This window comes from Bordetella tumulicola, from assembly GCF_054779135.1.
Genome location: NZ_BAAGYU010000004.1, coordinates 99,304 through 117,104, shown reverse-complemented (window position 1 = coordinate 117,104; position 17,801 = coordinate 99,304). Strand labels below are relative to the sequence as shown.

At 59.5% G+C, this 17,801-nt stretch carries 15 protein-coding genes; 4 read left to right on the top strand and 11 right to left on the bottom strand.

Going from position 1 to position 17,801, the window contains the following annotated elements; translation table 11 throughout:
- Positions 1-54: 54 nt before the first annotated feature.
- On the bottom strand, positions 55-1,161 hold the full coding sequence (locus tag ACYVDM_RS02695; protein ID WP_415791077.1) for an MraY family glycosyltransferase: 1,107 nt from the start codon (positions 1,159-1,161) through the stop codon (positions 55-57).
- Positions 1,162-1,556: 395 nt separating this feature from the next.
- Here ACYVDM_RS02695 and ACYVDM_RS02690 point away from each other — a divergent pair, with 395 nt between their 5' ends.
- Positions 1,557-2,828 carry an O-antigen ligase family protein gene (locus ACYVDM_RS02690; protein ID WP_415791079.1) on the top strand — a complete coding sequence of 424 codons (1,272 nt, stop codon included), beginning with the start codon at positions 1,557-1,559 and terminating at the stop codon, positions 2,826-2,828.
- A 60-nt stretch (positions 2,829-2,888) separates the two neighbouring features.
- On the opposite strand, the gene ACYVDM_RS02685 is transcribed toward ACYVDM_RS02690, so the two are convergent.
- The 4 genes from ACYVDM_RS02685 to ACYVDM_RS02670 form a co-directional block, all read right to left on the bottom strand.
- The gene (locus ACYVDM_RS02685) at positions 2,889-4,349 is read right to left on the bottom strand and encodes a 3-deoxy-D-manno-octulosonic acid transferase (RefSeq protein ID WP_460475302.1); all 1,461 of its coding nucleotides are present in this window, start codon (positions 4,347-4,349) and stop codon (positions 2,889-2,891) included.
- Positions 4,350-4,370: 21 nt separating this feature from the next.
- Entirely contained in the window at positions 4,371-5,393 is a 1,023-nt protein-coding gene (waaC, locus tag ACYVDM_RS02680; protein ID WP_415791081.1) for a lipopolysaccharide heptosyltransferase I, read from the bottom strand.
- Positions 5,394-5,625: 232 nt separating this feature from the next.
- Complete coding sequence (locus ACYVDM_RS02675) at positions 5,626-7,659, bottom strand: acyltransferase family protein (protein ID WP_415791083.1); 2,034 nt, start codon at positions 7,657-7,659, stop codon at positions 5,626-5,628.
- A 22-nt stretch (positions 7,660-7,681) separates the two neighbouring features.
- Positions 7,682-7,975, bottom strand: a complete 294-nt coding sequence (locus tag ACYVDM_RS02670; protein WP_415791085.1) for a hypothetical protein — start codon at positions 7,973-7,975, stop codon at positions 7,682-7,684.
- A 231-nt stretch (positions 7,976-8,206) separates the two neighbouring features.
- Between ACYVDM_RS02670 and ACYVDM_RS02665 the strand changes: the two genes are divergently transcribed.
- The 3 genes from ACYVDM_RS02665 to ACYVDM_RS02655 all read left to right on the top strand — a co-directional run bounded on the left by ACYVDM_RS02665 (position 8,207) and on the right by ACYVDM_RS02655 (position 11,244).
- A complete protein-coding gene (locus ACYVDM_RS02665; protein WP_415791087.1) occupies positions 8,207-8,773 on the top strand; it encodes an SRPBCC family protein in 567 nt (188 codons plus the stop codon).
- Between the two features lie 113 nt (positions 8,774-8,886).
- Positions 8,887-10,338: an MFS transporter gene (locus ACYVDM_RS02660; RefSeq protein ID WP_415791089.1), complete on the top strand. Its 1,452-nt coding sequence runs from the start codon at positions 8,887-8,889 to the stop codon at positions 10,336-10,338.
- 15 nt (positions 10,339-10,353) lie between these two features.
- Positions 10,354-11,244 (top strand): DMT family transporter, encoded by an 891-nt coding sequence (locus ACYVDM_RS02655; protein WP_415791091.1) that lies wholly within the window; start codon positions 10,354-10,356, stop codon positions 11,242-11,244.
- 31 nt (positions 11,245-11,275) lie between these two features.
- Here the strand turns inward: ACYVDM_RS02655 and clsB are convergent, their stop codons facing one another.
- The 6 genes from clsB to ACYVDM_RS02625 form a co-directional block, all read right to left on the bottom strand.
- Entirely contained in the window at positions 11,276-12,487 is a 1,212-nt protein-coding gene (clsB, locus tag ACYVDM_RS02650) for a cardiolipin synthase ClsB (protein WP_415791093.1), read from the bottom strand.
- The gene (locus ACYVDM_RS02645; protein WP_415791095.1) at positions 12,484-13,344 is read right to left on the bottom strand and encodes an endonuclease/exonuclease/phosphatase family protein; all 861 of its coding nucleotides are present in this window, start codon (positions 13,342-13,344) and stop codon (positions 12,484-12,486) included. The genes clsB and ACYVDM_RS02645 overlap by 4 nt, the downstream gene beginning before the upstream one ends.
- A 126-nt stretch (positions 13,345-13,470) precedes the next feature.
- Positions 13,471-15,255: an aspartate--tRNA ligase gene (gene aspS, locus ACYVDM_RS02640; protein ID WP_415791097.1), complete on the bottom strand. Its 1,785-nt coding sequence runs from the start codon at positions 15,253-15,255 to the stop codon at positions 13,471-13,473.
- Positions 15,256-15,295: 40 nt separating this feature from the next.
- Positions 15,296-15,937, bottom strand: a complete 642-nt coding sequence (locus tag ACYVDM_RS02635) for a DUF502 domain-containing protein (RefSeq protein ID WP_415791099.1) — start codon at positions 15,935-15,937, stop codon at positions 15,296-15,298.
- A gap of 20 nt (positions 15,938-15,957) precedes the next feature.
- Complete coding sequence (locus ACYVDM_RS02630) at positions 15,958-16,290, bottom strand: FmdB family zinc ribbon protein (RefSeq protein WP_415791101.1); 333 nt, start codon at positions 16,288-16,290, stop codon at positions 15,958-15,960.
- Between the two features lie 160 nt (positions 16,291-16,450).
- On the bottom strand, positions 16,451-17,743 hold the full coding sequence (locus ACYVDM_RS02625) for a putative Na+/H+ antiporter (RefSeq protein ID WP_415791103.1): 1,293 nt from the start codon (positions 17,741-17,743) through the stop codon (positions 16,451-16,453).
- Between the last annotated feature and the right edge of the window lie 58 nt (positions 17,744-17,801).

Below are 17,801 nucleotides of genomic sequence, written 5' to 3'. Positions count from 1 at the left end.
ATTTGACAATCCGCGGCGGTAAAAAAATACTCCATGCCGTACAAGTCACCTTTTTCAATACGTGCGTTTTTTCTTCTTGACGACCATCCATTTGGGAATACGAAAAAGTACCAATTTACGATACAAAATTATGTACCCCATGGAAAACGCCGCCACGCACAGCATCAGCATGACAGGGGTTTGCCAGAACAACACAGCGGGAATGACGCCCAGCGACGACAGCAGCCACAAATACGGTGATGTCAAAGAATTACGCCAAGTCAGGTGATGCGCCTCGCGCGAACCCACCACCCATCGCACCACGCGTTTGTAGATCAGCATATGCAAATGCACGCCGTCGGGTGCGCCGGGCGAACGACCGCGCAGCCAGCGTTTGCGGTAAATGGAGAACAGCGTCTCGAAAACAGGATAAATGCACAGCAACAACGGAAACCAGGCCGATACCTCGGGATGGCGCGCCAGTAACAGCACAGACAGCTCGCCAATCATGAATCCCAGGAAATACGCACCGCCATCACCCAGAAAGATATGGCCGCGCGGATAGTTCCAGAACAGAAAGCCGACCACGCCGCCCAGCATACCCAAGGCCACGATCAGCAGCATGCGATCGCCCAGATAGAAACAGACATAGGCAAAGCCCGCGAAAATCATCGCCGACACGACAGCCGCCAGGCCGTTGTAGCCATCGATGATGTTCAGGGCATTGGCCGAGCCGCCGATCGCCACGACAGTAAAGACGAACGACACGGCGCTAAACTGCAGTAGCCAGTCCAGGCCGATGATATCCACGCGTGTCACCGCGGCATCAAGCACGAAATAAGCGATCGCCCCCGACGCCATCGCCAGCATCAGGCGGGTCAGCACCCGTACATGTTTGGTCAGGTCTTCGGCGAGTCCGCCTAAAAAAGCCGGCGCAGCCGCCAGCCCTAGCCACAGTAATCCCGGAAGCACCTCGGGCTCTCGGAAAGCGGCCACCGCACAGGTTACGGCCATAGCGGCCACCAGCGACACACCGCCCACTCGCGGCACGGGTTTGACGTGGAACTTCTGCACGCTGTCCAGCTCGGAATCGAAGATACAGCCGTTACCCCAGAATCGGCACCGGACGAGTAGCGCGGTGAACACGAGTGAGGTGAGAAACGCCGTCAATAAATATTGCATAACAAAGCTGTGTAAGGAACTCCGGGCTGCTAGGTTTCGAACGGATTGTATAGATAGGCGCCCGCACATAGTGTTTCTGGATTGGTCTGCTGATGTCTATCGACTTGCCAATGCCAAGCACACCGATGCGTGCGTACCTGCCCTGTAATGTCAGTTGTCTCAGCTATACTCGCCCGGCAAATTTCACCCCGGCCGCAGTAGGGCCCTGAGGTCGCAACGGCTGGTCATTTCAATGACACAACAAGCCTATCTTCCCTTACACACTTTCGCGAAAAACCATATCATTAGATAAATTTTATCTTTTTTTTAAATATTTCGTACTATTTTTGTAGCAAATTTGTCGCATTTGATTTGAGGAATAGCCTTCCTTACCGCAACCGAACTGCCCTTTTTACATGACGCGCTCTTCTTTATCCCATACCCCGTTTCTGATCACTTTCCTCGTTGTGCTGTTGCCTGTGCTGACGCTCACGGTCGGTGGGGGCAGTGCGCTGTTCTATCTGCTGATCGTCGCCTGCCTCTGCATGGTCGCAACCACACCTGCCACGCACTGGATGCAACAATTGCGTCCGTATCGCTGGTTACTACTCGTCCTGTGCTTGCCGCTGGCCGCCGTACTGCTCAGTCAATTACTCAATGCCCATTGGGAAGGCCCCAGCATCGAACGTGGCCTGCGAATCAGCTTGGGCTTTCCGTGTCTGTTAGCCGGCTTTCTACTGATTGACCGCCAGCGGCTGCGCCATTTCATCTGGGGACCGATCACGGCGGGCATTGCCGCGACCGCAATCGTCTGCTATTTGGCAGGCCCGACGTTGCAGCGCCCACCGACGCCACAATTCAATGCCGTAGGCTATGGCAACCTCATGCTGTTGATGGCCGTGCTGTCAATCTACAGTCTGAGCTGGCAGTGTACCCGCCATCCTCGAGCCGAACGCGCGTTCAAGATCGCCGCAGCCGCACTGACTTGCGTGGGTTTCGTGCTGACACAGACGCGCACCGGCTGGATGGCGATACCGGTATTCGCCATCATCGGCATCGCGCTGGCCGGCTGGCTGCATCGCCCAATGCGAGCACTGGCAGCACTGCTGGGTATCGGTCTGATCGCACTGGCCGTCGGCGCATCCAACCCGGCACTGCGTGAACGCGTCACGCAAGGCGCCCAGGAAATTCATGAATGTCTCACCGTCGCCCCGACGGCCGACACGTCCATGTGCATTCGCCTGCAGCTATGGAATTCAGCGTGGCATATGTTCAAAAGCGCGCCCTGGTCGGGAACCGGAGACCGCTCCAGCTTCAAAGATATGCTGCAGCAAGGCGTAGCCGCTGGCCGGGTCTCGCCCTTTGTCGCTCGCGATTTCGGTGAGCCGCACAATGATTTCCTGCAGGCACTGGCTACCCTCGGCGTGGCTGGCGGCATCGCCCTGCTAGCACTCTATTTCGCGCCGGCTTGGCTATTCCTGCGCCGCCTGCGCCGCAACGTGCCACAAACCCAACGCGTGGCGGCAGCCATGGGGCTGGCAGTGTGTCTGAGCTTCGCCATATTCGGACTGACCGAGCTCATGTTTCGAGGCATGCGTACGGTGAGCCTGTATGTTGCTTTTATAGCGCTGTTTACGGCACTCTCGGCGCCGAGCCCTGATCAGGCTGACGATTTAGCACCAAAATAGGTTCATCTGGGCGGCGCATGGTTGAACCCTCGCTGGATCGAGCCGCACGTACGCGCAGGGCTATGACGAAAACCACTCGTCCAATGCCTGCAAAGTACGCTTTGTGGCACCAGCATGCGCCGCCGACCAATCGTGCGCGGCACGGCCCATGGCCGCGCGACGATTCTCGTCGCCCAGCAACCTCAACGCCGCCCCCAATGCCTCGGGAGCATCCGCTGCCCGCAATGCGGCTTGCGCGGCAATCGCGTCTTTAGCGGCCTGTTCAAAATTGAAGGTGTACGGCCCGACAATAACCGGCACGCCAGCCGCACAAGCCTCGATCAAGTTTTGCCCGCCCAATGGCACAAAACTCCCTGCCACGATGGCCACATCCGCAGCGGCATAATAAAACGCCATCTCGCCCAATGAGTCACCCAGCATGACATCGACCTCACAATCCGCTGGCGGCACACTCTCCGTTTGCGTCAGTGGCAATTGCCCTTGCTGCGATATCGCTTGAGAAGCGATGTCTTCCAAGGCATACGTCGGAACCTGAGAGCGTCGCATGTACGTGAGCCCGGCAGCAGTCAACTGCTCGGCAGCCTCATCAAAACGCTGTGGATGTCGAGGAATCAATAGATACAACACACGCCGAGCCGAGACGCGCGCCCCAGCCGTTAGGGCTTCCCCCGCGCTGACCGCCCCTCCGGACGCCGCCCCTTCTGATGAGACACCTGCCGAAGCCTCTACCGCCTTGACGTTGCGAAGTGTCTGTATCGCTTGCACAAACAAAGCGTCTTCCCCTTCCCGCGTGCTGGCCACTGCTATCACCGGTCGTCCCAACACCTGCCGCCAAGCCCGGCCTTCCAGGGCCTGCGAAGTGGGCAAACTCAGATCAAATTTCAGACTCCCCGTCACACTGACCCGATGCGCGCCCGCCTGCTCCAACCGTTGAGCATCGTCGGGCGTTTGTGCCAGCACGGCATCCAAGTTCGCCAGCGCATCGCGCAACACCCGCCCCATCCATGCCGCCTGACGCAGCGACGAGGCGGAAAAACGCGCACTGATCAGCGCCATTCGTATCCCTTGCCGACGTGCCTGCGCCAACAAGTTAGGCCACACTTCACGCTCGATCAGAAGCCCGCAACGCGGCGTATAACAGGTTAAAAATTCGCGTACCGCGCCAGGAAAATCGTACGGCAACCACGTCTGGCGCAACTGACCCGAAGCAATCGCCTCCGGAAACAGGCGAGCGCCCTCAGCCCGTCCCGTCGCCGTCGTGTGCGTCAACAACACCGGCAAACCACGCTCCAATAGCACCTTGACGAGGGGCTCAGCGGCGCGCGTCTCGCCTAGGCTGACCGCATGCACCCATACGGGCGGTCGAGCAAACGGCGCCGGACTATCGGCACTCGGCCGACCAAAGCGCGCCGCCGAAAAAATACCCCAGTTGCCGCCGGCTTTGCGGGCTCGTCGCGCCATCCAGAGCCACACCAAAGGAGCCACAACATACAACGCCAGGGTGTAGGTGCCGCGTCGCATATCAATCTAGCGCCATGGCCGTTAGCTCGCGGCCAACGCCTGGTCCACGGACGCCAGTACCGCCCCACGCGACGGCGGTGCGCCACGGTCGCCCAGACTGGCCGTGAAACTCGACCCGATCAATGGCGTGCGCACCGGCGTAGAGGCTCGGTAGATGCCCACCGTGGGGCGCCCCAGCGCCGCCGACAAATGAGTCAGCCCGCTGTCCAACCCCACCATGATGCGCGCGCCGGCCAATTGCCGGGCAATAGCGGTCAAATCCATCCGAGGCAATACCTCGACGCCCGCAAAGCCTGCCACCAATGCTTGGGCACGCTCGGCCTCTTGCTGATTACCGGCCAACAAGCGCAATGTGCATCCGGCTTGCTGCACACGGGTAAACACGGCGCGCCAATCGTCTTCGGGCCAAAGCTTGTCGTCACGACTGGCCGACGGCATGATGACCGCATAGCCATGATCTGTATTCAGATGATGATGCGGACGGGCGCACGTCTCGGACGCCGCCACGCAAGCCTCAGCGTCGGCCCGCGCTTGCTCCGCAAACTCCTGTAGTCCAAAATCAGGGGGGCCGCTATACGTGTAACCAAATGCCAACGATGCCAATTCGCGCTGCCGCGTCACCGCCGGCTGCCAGAACTCGACGCGATGACGCACCTGATAAAACAACGACGCCAACGGCTCCCGGGCCGATCGCCAGTCCAGGCCATGGCGCACGCCACGCGTCTGGCGTACCAACCAGGCTGACTTCATCAACGCTTGCATATCCAGCACGACGTCGTACTTCACCGAGCGCAAACGCGCCGCCAGCGCACGCCGTTCGTCCTTTACAGATGCTGACCACCATGCTTTACGCCAGCGCCGGTGTGCCACTTTTATCACGTCGTGGACAGCCGGATGCCAGCTCGGGATCTCCGCAAACGCCTCCTCCGCGACCCAGTCGATGACGGCATCGGGGACGTGACGCGCAATGTCGGAAATCGCGGGCAGCATGTGCACCAGATCGCCGAGCGACGAGGTACGAACAATGAGAATGCGGGTTGCCATCGATTACTAGCGGGAACCTTCGGGTGTATTCATGCAAAAACCCTATCGGTCTTCACGGCATTTTGTTGAAATTTCCGACCCAACTCGGGTCGGGTCACGACACAGAATCCTGGCAATTTACAACAAACCTCAAATTTATGATGTCTACCTCTGTCAGCGACCTAAAAATCCGCCTTGTCAAAGTAGGCTGCGGCCGCATCTCCCAAAATCCTGTTAGAGCCGTCGAAAAGCGTCATCGCGGCGCGGAAACGGATCTCAGCAGAGGCAAGAATACCGCACGCAGCTCCCGGGCGGCATCGTCCGTCAAATGTTGCTTATCGTGATACCACGTGCGCCCCTCACGGGCCACCAGGCATTGCCCCGCGGCGCACAAACCGACGGTCGGATCGACAACGCCAAAGGGCTTCACGTCTGGCCATACCTCTTCGAGGCCCTCCAACATAGGTTTCTGACGCGTCACGTGCTCCGCCAGGCTAGGCCCATACGTGTTGGCGCCTTGTTGACTCACACTGAGCAGGGCCAGATCACGCGGGACGTCATCGTTTTCCAACTGCGGTACATCCAGGATCAGCGTCACCGCCTTGCCGGCTTGCTGCAAATAGCGAATCGTGTCGCGCAATGATGTATTGAAATTCTGGGTAGACATTTGCACGCCATTTGCCATCGACGGTTTAGCAAAGGCCGTTTCCGCCGCCTCGATCCAATAGCCTGCCAGAATGACCTGCTGGACAGGAGAGCGGGCCACATACTCCAGCGCCGCATCGGTAATGCCCGTGCAAGCCGGGCGCGTCGGAGGCACTGCTCCTTTCAACGGCACGCAGTTAGCGTACGCCATGGCCACGCCATGCAGATCCAGCTCACGCGCCAACGTGTCAAATGCGCTCACCCACATGCGCGCATGCGAGTCCCCCAGCAAGATAAAGTCAGGCGTGGGTGCTGCGACCGCCGGGTCACCTAATACGCACCCCGACTGCCCCGCGCGGATCACATCCAACTCGGGCTTGCCCTCGCATGCAATACCCGGCGCCATGTCCATGTCCTGGTCCAATTGGGTCAATACAGGCGGCAAGTCTTGCTGATCCGTGCGACTCGCTTGAATGGCCCACACGCCAGCCCCAAAACAGGTCAACGATGCGACCAACGCCACACCCAATATTGTCTTTGACCTTGCCGCGGCGAGAAACCCTGTCCGAAAAGGCCGCTCAATCAGGGCCCACGACACCCACGACACGACCAGCGCGATGGCCAGATATCCCAGCACCGGAATCTGTGGCAGACCTTTTACCGACCACACCGTCGAGCGAAACAGCACCAACAAGGGCCAATGCCACAAGTACAAAGAATAAGAAATCAGCCCCACAAACACCAACACCCGTAGCGAGAGCAAGCGCGTCATCCAGGTGGGAATGTGTGAATAGCCTGAATAGAGAATCAGACCGGCCCCCGCCACCGGCACCAATGCATGGGTCGCGGGAAACGGGGTTGCCTGCGTATACGTCAGCACACCCCACAGAATGCAAATCAACCCGACGATCGAGCAAATTTCCGCAAACCATAAAGGCGGTCGACTCAAACGCGTGCCAGCCAGCGACGCGATGATGCTACCGAACAGCAATTCCCAGGCCCGCGAGGGCAGCAGATAAAACGCCGCGGCTTGATCTACCTGCAGCAGGGCGCCACTCACCGCGAACGACACCATCGCCAACCCGACCAGCACACTGCGCACCACCCACATCGGCGTAGGTGCCGCGAGATAAGCACGTCGACCAAAGCGAAAAACCAGCACCAGCAAGCAAGGCAGCACGATATAGAACTGCGCTCCGACGGCTAGCGACCAGGTGTGCAACAGCGGCTGCGTGCTCAGGGCATTCTGGTCCCAGAAGTCATTCTCCTGCCCCCAGAAATAGTGGTTCGAAAAGAAATAGACCACATGCCGGACCGCCTTGCCCGCTTCCGCCAACTCGCCGGGCATTAGCAAATAAAAACTTGCGACCAGCGTAACGATGACCGCGGCAATCAGGGCGGGCAATATCCGCCTGGCACGTCGTCCGTAGAAATCGCAGAAAGAAAAACTGCCCTGGTACAAACTGGACAAAATATGTCCGGTAATTAAATAGCCGGAGATAACAAAGAAAATGTCTACGCCGACATAGCCGCCACCGAACCCGGCCACGCCTGCATGGAACAACACGACGGGCAATATCGCCAAAGCACGCAGGCCGTCGATATGAGGACGGTATTCGTTGGAATGCTGGGAAAAAGACATAAGGCGGCAGTATGGCCCGGAATTAATAAGACTCGCGATGACGGGGATACGCCTGCGCCACAAGTTTCGATACTGTCTCGGTACGTCGCCGGCGCGTCAATTGTCGACCGACGGACAACCAGGCAAGGACGGCGAACGGCAACGTCAGGTTGCCAAAGGTCACGGTGTTGTAAGGGGTGTACGCCGCGGTGTGGGGCCGTGTACCCGCCAGAGACTGGGGGAAAAGCAGCGGCCCGGCTGACGCCGAGCGCGACGAGATCATTAGCAACGACGGGGACACCGCGATCAAGAGCGGCAAAATTTTGGCCCAACTCATGCGTAAAAACACCTAAGAAAACTCCATGCATGCAGGCCACGCCCAATGCTAGCCGTTGGTTATATTGGGTTTAAGCCCCTTGAAAAGTATCTAAATGTACGCGTACGATACATATAATTAAATTATAAAGTGGTTACACAGTGGCCTCGTGGGACGTATTGGTCGCGTAATAGATGACAAGCCGGACATGCTGGTCCACAATGAATTCCAAAGCAGACCAAGGAGACAGCCATGCGCCTAGCCGATGCTCAATGGATTCCGTCTACGCAGCACCAAACTTGGGACGCCCTGATGGATCCTGAAGTGCTGCAGAAATGCTTGCCCGGGTGTATCAAGCTCGAGCGCCAGTCCCCAACAGAGTACGCATTATCCATGCGTGCCAACGTAGGGGGCGTGCAAGCCCAGTACGAAGGGGAGATTTTGCTTTCCGAGCTAAAGCCGCCGCATAGCTTCTCGCTGGCCTTCGAGGGCAAGAGCCAAACCTCCAGCCTGGCCATCGGCACCGCCCAGATCACGTTATCCCCCAAAGACGATGGCACCCGGCTCGCCTATACCGTTGCCGCGATGGCGGGTGGCACACTCGGCAAGGTCGGTGAGCAAGCCTTGATCAAGGCGGGTGGAAAACTCGTAGAAAAATTCTTTACCGCCTTTATCGACCAGATGGCAAAGGTGCCGCGCGTGGCCCCGCCCCCTGAGCCCGAAGAGCCCTCCCGGGGTCTAACCTCGTCGCGCTGGTCGTGGCTCGCAGTGGCCGCTGTCGTGATCGTCATTGTGGGATATCACGCCCTATTCAAATAACCCCAGGGCCCCTCCTGTCTCGTGATCAAGCCGAATTTGACAGTGCTTGACCTTGGTCGAAATATGCGCGGGTTACAATCAATGATTGATCGATCAACAATATCCTCGGCGCCATGAATACGCCCGCTACGGCCGTTCCCGAACCCCCCACCGACATTCCCGCCGAACCTCTCCGCAGTAAGCGTGACCTCCTGAAAGCGATGCTGGGTGTCGCCGCCACCGTCGTGCTGGCCGCCTTTGATTCCACGATTGTCAGTACGACATTACCCCGTGTGGCCGAAGCCCTGAACGGCATGGCGCTTTATGCCTGGGTCGGTACCGGTTACTTATTGGCGACGGCGGCGTCGATTCTGATCTTTGGCCGGTTGGGCGACATGTTCGGACGCAAGCCGCTAATGCTATTGTCGGTCTCCATCATCGCCCTGGGATCCATCGCCTGTGGCTTGTCGCAATCGATGTTGCAACTGATCGTTTTCCGGACGCTACAAGGGATTGGAGGCGGGATGATGATCGCCACGGCCTTTGCGGCCCCAGCGGATCTCTTTCCCGACGCCAAAGAGCGCGTGCGCTGGTTGGCACTGGTTTCGGCAGCCTTTGCAATGGCTAGCGGAGTCGGGCCCTTGCTCGGTGGTGCTGCCACCCAGGCTTTCGGCTGGCGTGCCGCCTTCTTCATTGCCCCGGTCGCGGCAATCGTCGCCCTGTTCATGTTGGCGCGCTATTTCCCGCATATCCGGCCGCTCCATGCCTCAACGGACAAACAACGCATCGACTGGCTCGGCAGCCTGCTGTTGATCATCGCCGTCAGTGCCCCCTTGGCCGCGATGGAACTCGGTTTTGCCCCCGGCGAACACGCCCATCCGGTGATCGCCATATGCCTGGCATTGGCGGGCATCGCCGCCATTGCGCTGCTGGTGCCGTACGAACGTCGCATCGCGTCGCCCATTTTTCCGCTGCGCGTGATCGCCAAGCGCGAACCCCAGTTGCTCAACGTAGCGGCCTTGGCGGTGGGTGCAGTGATGTTCGTGCTGATTTTCTATAGCCCCCTGCTGCTGCAAACAGAAATGGGCTACACCCCCAGCGAAGCCGGCCTGCTGTTGACACCCTTGGTGGCCGCGATTCCTATCGGCAGCATTATCAACGGACACTTGTTTCCCAGGCAAAACGAGCCGCAGCGCCTGATGGTGTTCGGTGGCCTCCTGCTGGCCGTAGGGTCATTAATGATATTGACGTTCGGCAAAGGAACCTCAACCATATGGATCTTGCTGGCGTTCTTCGTCACGGGCTGCGCGCTGGGTTTTCTGCTGACTAATTTGACGCTCTTCATGCAAATGCTCAGCGAGCGCCGCGACGTCGGTGTCGCCTCGGCGCTGGTCCAGACTACCCGCGCCATCGGCAGCGCGACGGGCACCGCGTTAGTGGGTATCGCCATTGCACGCAGCTCCGTCCTCGAAGGCGTGCGGATTGGTCTGATCATCTGTACACTATTGGCGCTGTGCTGCGCTTACCTGGCGCACCGCGTCAAAATGAAGAACGTCATTTCCCGCGCCACGCCACGCAAAGCCTAACCGGAAACCTGCCTCATGCCCCGTCGCGACTTGATGGACCTCCTGCTATTGGCGGCGGTATGGGGCGGATCTTTTCTGTTCATGCGCATAGCCGTACCCGAGTTCGGACCGGGGCCGCTCATGGAGCTGCGCGTCGGGCTGGCTGCCCTTATGTTGCTGCCCGTCGCGCTGCTGCGCGGCAAGCTCCCCGTCATCGCGCGCCACTGGAAAGCCATCTTCGTCGTCGGCGCGCTGAATTCCGCTATCCCCTTCTTGTTGTACGCTTACGCCGCTCAGTCGCTGGGTGCGGGGTTCATGTCGGTATCCAATGCCGTCACGCCTGTATGGGGCGCCATCATCGGCTGGCTATGGCTCAAAGACCGCTTGCCCCTCATGCGCACCATCGGACTGGCCATCGCCTTTCTGGGCATCTTTGTACTGTCGTGGGACAAGCTGGACTTTAGCAGCGGCGGAGACGGCCCCGCCGTGCTGGCGCTCATCGCCGCCCCGATGTTCTACGGCATCGCTGCCAACTGGACCAAACGTTTTCTGAGCACAATCGACCCGTTATCCGCGACCACGGGCAGCATGATCAGCGCCGCCCTGGTCCTGGCGCCGCTGGCCATCGCCACCTGGCCAAGCCAGGCTGTTTCCTGGCAGGCGTGGTCGGCCACTATCACGCTGGCCATCGCCTGCACCGGCCTCGCCTATCTGATGCTCTTTCGTTTGATTGCCAGCGTTGGCCCCACCGGAGCGGTCAGCGTCACCTTTCTGGTGCCGCTTTTTGGCGTTCTGTGGGGTGCCTGGTTCCTCGACGAAACGCTCACTCCGCAAATCCTGGCGGGCGCCACGGTTATTCTGATCGGTACTGCACTGGCACTGGGATTGATTCGTCGCCGGCCAGCGACTCAAAAGTCGACCCCCTAGCCACGTAGCAGCGCTGCCACCAGAGCCCCATTCAGTATTCGCTCGAACGTCCCGTCAGGGCCACACCGATGCGCAGCAAGGCATACGCCACCGCATCGATACAGCGGTTCCACCAACCGCGCCGCTGGTAATCCTCGGCGCACACCAATCGTCCCCCCTCGTCGATGGCGGTCTCCAGTCGCTGCTGCAACTCATGGGCAAAGGACACGTCATCGACCACCACGTTTGCCTCACGCGCGAGCAACAGGCTAAACGGATCCAGGTTGGACGAGCCCACGGTCGCAATGCCATCGATCACCGCGACCTTGGCATGCAAATAGCTGGGCACGTACTCGTAAATCTCGATACCGCCCAACAGTAGCCGGTTATAGAGCGAACGCGTCGCGCAGTACTGCATGTGATATTCGATCTTGCCTTGCAGCAGCAAACGCACCCTCACGCCACGTGCTGCCGCACGCCACAATGCTTTGCGAAGCTGGCGCCCCGGAAAGAAATACGCATTGGCAATCAGGATGTCGCGCTGCGCATGCTCGATACCGTACAAGTACGCCCGCTCGATCGTCTGCCGATAACGCAGGTTATCGCGCAGCACCAGCGCGGCACGCTGGGTCCCGGCCCGCTCGCTAGGGGGGCGCCTCGGCAGACTTAACTGCATACGCCGCCAATCGCGCGGATGGCGTCGTAGCTTGGCCCAACTCAGACGCACCCATAGTAAGTCTTGTGCATGCACCGCATACGCCACCAACGGCCCGCGTACCTTTACCGCAAAATCAAAGCGCGGTGCCGGGATGTCGTCCTTAGGATCCAGATCATCATAATCATCCACCACGTTGATGCCGCCAACAAAAGCGACGTCTCCATCGACTACCACCACCTTGCGATGCAGGCGACGTAGCCGATTCCGCGACAGCGCCAGGCGCCCATACCAAGGCGGCTCGGGACGGTAGACCCGACAATATCCGCCCGCGGCCACGATACGATCACGCACGCCATTTGCCGTATCCGCGCTTCCAAAGCCGTCGATCACCACGCGGACTTTCACATCACGGCGCGCGGCGCGCTCCAGGCTCTGCAATACCTGTTCGCCCGTGCGATCAGGCTGAAAAATATACGTTTCCAGGTGCACGCTCACGCGCGCGTCATCGATCCCCTGGCAAAGCGCGGGAAAGAAATCAGCGCCATTCTGCAGGAGCTCGACGGCGTTGTCATCGGTCCAGTCGAGCCTGACGATATCGGCCTTCACGGCAACTCAAGCTCCGTCAGCAAGGGAGCATGGTCGGATAAGCGCGCCCACTCGCGGCCCCGCAATACGCGCGCGCTGCGCACCGCAAACCCGCGCTGGTAGATCCGATCCAGCCGGAACCAGGGAAATACAGCGGGAAACGTACGCGGTGGAGGCAAGGGGCAATAGGCGCCATCCATACCCAACTGGTTGACGCGCTCCTGTACCGACAGGCCATTCGGCAGACCACGCAACGCGTTGCCAAGCCGTCGCACCGAATCGCGCAAGCGAGGTAATTCCCCGCCATGGCTGCGCGGCGCATTGGCAAAGACCTCGCTCAGGCCCAACTGTTGCACAAACAACGGCGCCAGGCGATCACCCCAATCATTAAAGTCACCCGCAATCAACATGGGTTGTCCGTCCGGCACTGATCGGGCGATGCGTTCGATCAGTGCGGAAATCTGTCGGCCACGACTGACAGCAAACAGACCCAGGTGGACCACAAAGCAGTGCACATCATGATCCTCAATCCGAACGCGCGCATGCAGCAGGCCACGCTGCTCGAGTCGATGATCGGAAATGTCCTGATTCTCGTGCTCCACAATCGGATAGCGCGACAGCAAGGCATTGCCGTGATCGGTATGATCGCGGATGGCGTTGCAGCCATAAGCGACATTGAGATGGAGTGCCGCGGCCAGAGACTCGTGCTGAGCATCCAGCATCGAACGCTGCTCATTGCGGCCCTGGACCTCTTGCAGGAACACCAGATCGGGGCGCAAACCATACAGCCCAAGGCGCAATTCATTCAGAGATGCACGACGACCGAGGGACGAGCGTCCCTTGTGGATGTTGTAGCTGACAATGCGGATAAGCGACATGAACCGAATGGCGCCTTTTTATGCGGCGGACAAGGGCAGCCGAAGCTGCCCTTGTTATCCTGGGTAGCGGGTAGGCGACGCACCAGTCTGCAACAGACCCGCGCCGCCCTCTGCCCGCAGATTACTTCATTTCACTTCGACATTGCGCAGGCGGATATGCAACTCGCGCAATTGCTTTTCATCGACCTCGGACGGGGCTTGCGTCAGCAGGCATTGCGCACGTTGAGTCTTAGGGAAAGCGATCACATCGCGAATGGACTCCGCACCAGTCATCATCGTGACAATACGATCCAGGCCAAAGGCGATACCCCCATGTGGCGGCGCGCCATATTGCAGCGCATCGAGCAAGAAACCGAACTTCTCGCGGGCCTCTTCGGCGCCGATTTTCAGCGCACGGAAGACCTTGCTCTGGACTTCTTCGCGGTGAATACGGACAGAACCACCCCCGATTTCCCAGCCGTTGAGCACCATGTCGTAGGCCTTGGCGAACGCCTTGCTGGGATCAGACTCAAGAAAGTCCTCGTGACCGTCCTTGGGGCTGGTGAACGGGTGGTGAGCAGCGGTGTAACGGCCGTCTTCCTCGTCGTATTCGAACATCGGAAAATCGACCACCCACAGGGGCTTCCAGCCGGGAGATACCAGCCCCGTCTTTTTACCGAACTCGCTGTGGCCGATCTTCACGCGCAAGGCACCGATCGCATCGTTGACCACTTTGACGGTGTCAGCGCCAAAGAAAATAATGTCGCCGTCTTGCGCATTGGTGCGCTTGACCAGCTCGGTCAAGGCGGCATCATGCAGGTTTTTAACGATGGGCGACTGCAGGCCGTCACGGCCCTTGGCGGTAGCGTTGACCTTGATATAGGCCAGGCCCTTGGCGCCATAGATGCCCACGAACTTCGTGTATGCATCGATTTCGCTACGGGACAACTCAGCGCCACCGGGCACGCGCAAAGCCACCACGCGGTTGCCCGGCGCGGTCGCGGCGGCAAAAACCTTGAACTCGACATCACGCATGACATCGGTCACATCGGTGAACTCGAGATTCACGCGCAGATCGGGTTTGTCCGAACCGTAACGCTGCATGGCCTCGGTCCAGCTCATGATCGGGAACGGCGACGGCAGTTCGACGTCTTGCACCGTCTTGAATACATGACGGATCATGTTTTCAAAGATCTCGCGGATTTCGAGTTCGTTCAGAAACGACGTTTCGCAATCGATCTGGGTGAACTCGGGCTGACGATCAGCACGTAGGTCTTCGTCGCGGAAGCATTTGGTGATCTGGTAGTAGCGATCAAACCCCGACACCATCAGCATCTGCTTGAACAGCTGCGGCGACTGCGGCAACGCAAAGAAGTGGCCGGCGTTCACACGCGAGGGCACCAGATAATCGCGCGCGCCTTCAGGCGTGCTCTTGGTCAGCATGGGAGTTTCGATATCGATAAAGCCCAACTGGTCCAGGAACTTGCGCACCTCGATCGACACGCGGTAACGCAGCATCAGGTTGCGCTGCATCTGCGGACGACGCAGATCCAGCACGCGATGCGTCAAACGGGTCGTCTCGGACAGATTGTCGTCGTCGAGCTGGAACGGCGGCGTGACCGACGCATTCAGGATCTCGAGATCCTGGCACAGCACCTCGATCTCGCCCGAAGCCAGACCCTCATTGGTCGTGCCTTCGGGACGCAGGCGCACCAGGCCAGTCACGCGGATGCAGAATTCGTTACGCAGGCGCTCGGCGGTGGCAAAGGCGGCATTATCCGGATCGAAAACGATCTGGGCCAGCCCCGCGCGGTCGCGCAGGTCGATAAAGATGACCCCACCGTGATCGCGGCGGCGGTTCACCCAGCCGAAGAGGGTGACAGTCTGGCCGAGATGGTCACGGCAAACCTCGCCGGTGTAGCAGGTACGCATTGCGGGATGACTCCTAGGTGCTGTGTGTCAGCGTAAAATGTTACGAATCGGCGGCCGGAGCCGTCGGAACGGGGGTGACTGCCGGGGCCGGCTGGCCCGGCGGCGCCACAACGCCCATGGAAACGATGTACTTCAGGGCAGCGTCCACGCTCATCTGCAGTTCGATGACGTGGTCGCGAGGCATCATTAAAAAGAACCCCGACGTGGGATTCGGTGTGGTCGGGACGTACACACTGACGTGATCTCCCGGCAGGTAGCTCGCGACCTCACCACTGGGCACGCCCGTCAGGAATGCGATGGTCCAGGAGCCGGCCCGCGGATACTGCACCAGCACCGCCTGGCGAAATGCCTGGCCATTGGGCGCCAGCACCGTATCGCTGACCTGCTTGACCGAATTGTAGATGGAACGCACCAGCGGGATACGCCCCAGCAGCGACTCCCACTGTACGAGCAACGTACGTCCCAGCAGATTGGCAGCAAATACTCCGGTCAACAACACGACCGCGATCACCAGCGCAAACCGGAAACCCGGGATATAGATACCAAATAAGGATTGCGACGACAAGAAGCTCGGTACCAGGCCCTCAAGCGTCGCGATCAGCAGCCCCAGCACCCAGAGAGTAATAGCCAGGGGAGTCCAGATCAGCAACCCGGTGACGAAATACTTCTTGATGACGCGCATGCCGTCTGCCTTTTTGGATATCAGGACGAAACGGCAGGCGCCGGGGGGGGCGCGGCGGCCGGTGTGGCCGATTTGGCCGAGCTATCGCTCGCCGCGGGCGTGGCGGTCTTCGCCGTGTCCGGGCTGGACGCCGACGAGCCACCGTCGGACTTGGCGGTGCCACTCGACCCATTATTGCGAAAATCGGTAACGTACCAGCCGGATCCCTTCAATTGAAAGCCAGCCGCAGTGACCTGCTTGGAATACGTGCTCTGGCCGCACTCGGGACAAACCGACAGCGGGGCATCGGACATTTTTTGCAACACGTCTTGGGCATGGCCACAAGCACTGCATTTGTAAGCGTAGATAGGCATGATCGGGAGTTTCCAGGTAACCGGCGCATCAAAAACCGCCGTTTCACCACCCAAACGAGCGGGCAGCGACCAGGCGGCGCCGGATCCAATACGGGAAAGTCTTGAATTTTAGCTTTTTTTCCTGCTCAGGCAGTGCCGGGCGCTGGAGCTCGCTGCCTGACTACCGTCCCAGGGGCAGCAGGAACATGCCGGCGGCCACCAGGGTAGGCACCAGGGCGGACAAAAACAACCTGCCCGCCGATATCGCTTCGTCGGGGAAAAACGGCCGCAAAATCGCATAACCCGCCGGATTAGGCGCATTGGCAATCACCGTCAAACCGCCGCCCGTCACCGCGCCTGCCACCAGCATGTAATGCCATGCGGGGGTCGACCCCTCGACCAGCGACCCCAGATAGGTCAGCGCCGCATTGTCGGTCACCGCCGTCAGGGCGGTCGCGCCCCAGAACAACACATTGGGCTCCAGGCCTCCCAGCAGATCTTGCAGCCACCATTTCTGCAAGCCGCCCAACACCACCAGGCCCGCCAGGAAAAAGCCCACCATCAAGCCTTCGCGAATCAACAGACGATCTTGATGGCGTCGATAAGCATGCACAAAGCCGATGAACATCATCATCAGGCCCAGAAAGACGGCGGGGTGATGCGCCGCCATCACGACACCGACCAGGCACGCCAAATGCACCAGGATAATCAGACAGGGGACGGGCCCGCGTCTGGGGGGTTCGTCCTCGTCGGCATTTACCCCATCGCCCGTGCCAACGATGTGCCCAGCCAACGCGTGGCGGCAAATCCAGGTCAGTGCCGCCGCATTGATGACAACAGCAATTGCCGCACGCCAGCCAAAATGCATCGCCATGTAGGCCGAATCCCAGCCAAAGGTGGACGCCACCATCAACACGGGCGGCGCCGCGTAGGCCGTCAAGACCCCACCGATCGACACATTGACAAACAACACGCCCAGCGTCAGATACTTGAAGCCCGTATTCCCGCCGCGCCGAAAATAACCATCTCGCAACAAGATGGCCGCCAGCGTCATGGCTGCCGGCTCGGTGATAAACGAGCCCATCAGCGGCACCGCCGCCATCACGACAAAAAAGGTCGCGACTTCGCGCTGCAGAGGCAACAAGCGAGCCATCCCTCGCACAATCAAGCCCACCAGTTCCAAAATGGGTCGACTGGCCGCCACCACCATGATCGCGAACACGAAAAGCGGTTCAGTGAAATTGCGCGTATCCATGTACTGCATGGCCGTCGCATTGCCACTGACCAGCGCCATACAGACGATCAGTACAAACGCCCAGACGCCGAATACCGCCTCGACCTCGGACAACAGATGCCATATCCCCGCATGCGGCCCATTGCGATGCGCCAGACGCGCAAAAATCGGCACCGAAAAAGTATGGATAACCGCCACCGCGAACAAAATCGTGGCGAGAAGTTCAAGGGTTTCAGGCATAGGGGAAACTTGGGGAGGTGGCAGCAAATGGGCTTGGCTATCCTATCACGCACAGGGC